General features: G+C 65.4%; 3 protein-coding genes and 1 pseudogene. All 4 read left to right on the top strand.

Features of this window, described 5'->3' with window-relative positions:
* The coding region (locus EOA32_RS35830) for a pyruvate dehydrogenase complex E1 component subunit beta (protein ID WP_128374202.1) at nucleotides 1–849 on the top strand (849 nt) is incomplete at its 5' end.
* An 18-nt stretch (nucleotides 850–867) separates the two neighbouring features.
* A complete protein-coding gene (locus EOA32_RS35825; protein ID WP_066989676.1) occupies nucleotides 868–2,232 on the top strand; it encodes a pyruvate dehydrogenase complex dihydrolipoamide acetyltransferase in 1,365 nt (454 codons plus the stop codon).
* 16 nt (nucleotides 2,233–2,248) lie between these two features.
* On the top strand, nucleotides 2,249–2,674 hold the full coding sequence (locus EOA32_RS35820) for a hypothetical protein (RefSeq protein WP_066989679.1): 426 nt from the start codon (nucleotides 2,249–2,251) through the stop codon (nucleotides 2,672–2,674).
* Nucleotides 2,671–2,894 (top strand): annotated as a pseudogene (locus EOA32_RS35815) (arylesterase); the annotation flags it as partial. The gene EOA32_RS35820 and the pseudogene EOA32_RS35815, both read left to right, overlap by 4 nt.

Here is a 2,894-nt window from a genome sequence, read left to right as displayed (position 1 = left end):
CTGCAGGAATTCGGCCCGCGCCGCGTCGTCGACACCCCGATCACCGAGCACGGCTTTGCCGGCGTCGGCGTCGGCGCAGCCATGGCAGGCCTGAAGCCGATCGTCGAGTTCATGACCTTCAACTTCGCCATGCAGGCGATCGACCAGATCATCAATTCGGCCGCCAAGACGCTCTATATGTCCGGCGGCCAGATGGGCGCACCGATCGTCTTCCGCGGCCCGAACGGTGCGGCCGCCCGCGTCGCCGCCCAGCACTCGCAGTGCTACGCCGCCTGGTACAGCCACATCCCCGGGCTGAAGGTGGTGATGCCCTACACGGCAGCCGACGCCAAGGGCTTGCTCAAAGCCGCGATCCGCGATCCGAACCCGGTCATCTTCCTCGAGAACGAAATCCTCTACGGCCAGTCCTTCGACGTGCCGAAGCTCGACGATTTCGTGCTGCCGATCGGCAAGGCGCGCATCCACAAGCAGGGCAAGGACGTCACCATCGTCTCCTTCGGCATCGGCATGACCTATGCGGTCAAGGCCGAGGCCGAACTGCGCGGCATGGGCATTGATGCCGAAATCATCGATTTGAGAACCGTCCGTCCGCTCGACTTCGATACCATCATCGCTTCAGTCAAGAAGACCAACCGGCTGGTCGTGGTGGAGGAAGGCTTCCCGCAGAGCTCGGTCGGTGATCACATCGCCAGCCAGGTGTCGCAGCGCGCCTTCGACTTCCTCGATGCGCCGGTCATCACCATCGCCGGCAAGGACGTGCCGATGCCTTACGCGGCGAATCTCGAGAAGCTGGCGCTGCCCAATGTCGGCGAGGTCGTCGAGGCGGTCAAAGCCGTCACCTATCGCTGAGCCGGTCGGGAGGACAACATGCCAATCAACATCACCATGCCGGCTCTCTCGCCCACCATGGAAGAGGGCAATCTCGCCAAGTGGCTGGTCAAGGAAGGCGATCATGTTGCGCCCGGCGACGTGATCGCCGAAATCGAGACCGACAAGGCGACGATGGAGGTCGAAGCCGTCGATGAGGGCACAGTCGCCAAGCTCGTCGTTCCGGCAGGCACCGAAGGCGTCAAGGTCAATGCGGTGATCGCCATCCTGGCCGGCGAAGGCGAGGACGCCGGTGCTGCCGCAAAGAGCGATGGCGGGGCGGCGCCCAAGGCGGAGGCTCCGAAAGCGGACCCTGCGAAGGCCGAGGCGCCCAAGGAAGCGCCGAAGCCGGCACCCGCGCCGGCGAAGGCCGAGCCTGCACCGGTCGCCAACGGCCACGCCGGCGGCGAGCGCGTGTTCGCCTCGCCGCTCGCCCGCCGCATCGCCAAGGATGCCGGTGTCGACGTGAAGGGGCTTAGTGGCTCCGGTCCGCATGGCCGCGTGGTGAAGGCCGATGTCGAGGCGGCGATCGCTTCCGGCGGCGCCAAGGCTGCGCCTGCCGCCAAGGCTCCTGCCGGTGCGCCCGCAGGCGCTCCTGCCCCCGCGCCGAAGCCGATGTCGGACGATCAGGTGCTGAAGCTGTTCGCGGAAGGCTCTTACGAACTCGTTCCGCACGACAATATGCGCAAGACCATTGCGCGCCGCCTGGTCGAGGCCAAGAGCACCATTCCGCATTTCTATCTGACGCTCGACTGCGAGCTCGATGCGCTGCTCGCGCTGCGCACGCAACTCAACGCCGCGGCCCCAATGCGGAAAACCGAGAAGGGCGAGGTCCCGGCCTACAAGCTCTCGGTCAACGACATGGTGATCAAGGCGATGGCGATGGCGCTGATGGCGGTGCCGGACGCCAACGCCTCCTGGACCGAAAACGCCATGGTCAAGCACAAGCACGCCGATGTCGGCGTCGCCGTGTCGATACCCGGCGGCCTGATCACGCCGATCATCCGCCATGCCGACGAAAAGACGCTGTCCGTCATCTCCAACGAGATGAAGGATCTGGCAAGCCGCGCACGCGGCCGCAAACTGAAGCCCGAGGAGTACCAGGGCGGCACCACGGCCGTGTCCAACCTCGGCATGTTCGGCGTCAAGGATTTTGCCGCCGTTATCAACCCGCCGCACGCCACGATCCTTGCGGTCGGCGCCGGCGAGGAGCGCGCCATCGTGAAGAAAGGCGAGATCAAGATCGCCACCATGATGTCGGTGACGCTGTCGACCGATCACCGCGCCGTCGACGGCGCGCTCGGTGCGGAGCTGCTCGGCGCCTTCAAGCGCATGATCGAAAACCCGATGGGCATGCTGGTGTAAGGAAGGGAAAAAGGCGGTGCGGAATTTCTTCACCAGCCTTTTCGCCTTCATTCTTTCCGGTCTGGCCGGCGTACTTGTCGTTCAAGAGCTGGCGGTCATCACCGGCGCGACAGAGGAATGCATTCTGGTCTTCGCGGCCACGGTGATGATCGTCGTTGTGGTCACGGTCGCCTTCTTCCTCGTTCAATTCCGAGGCAAGCCGGTGCGGGCGCTCGATGGGATGCTGTGGCTGCTGCTTGCGCTTTTCTGTCTCGGGCTGCTGGCGCTGGTGGGCTGGACGTTTTCGGTGCCGGCCGAGAGCCGGGCGACCGCAGATGACCTTTCGATCGTTGCCGGGGTGATCCTGCCGGGCGTAGCGGCGATCATCGTGCAATGGCTGTTCGTGCGCTGGCGGCTCAAGCGCTCGGCGGCGGGGTTCGGCAGGGGTGGGGCAAGCGCATGAAGACTATTCTCTGTTACGGCGACTCGCTGACCTGGGGCTACGACGCTGCCAACCTCGGGCGCCATGCGCTGGGGGACCGCTGGCCCAGCGTGCTCAAGACGGCGCTGGGCGACGGCATCGAGGTCATCGCCGAAGGGCTGAACGGCCGCACCACCGCCTTTGACGATCACCTCGCCGGTGCCGACCGCAACGGCGCGAGAACGCTGCCGACGATCCTTAC

Origin of the sequence: Mesorhizobium sp. M1A.F.Ca.ET.072.01.1.1, assembly GCF_004023325.1 — a bacterium.
Lineage (GTDB): Bacteria > Pseudomonadota > Alphaproteobacteria > Rhizobiales > Rhizobiaceae > Mesorhizobium.
This window is presented reverse-complemented; position numbering and strand designations above follow the sequence as displayed.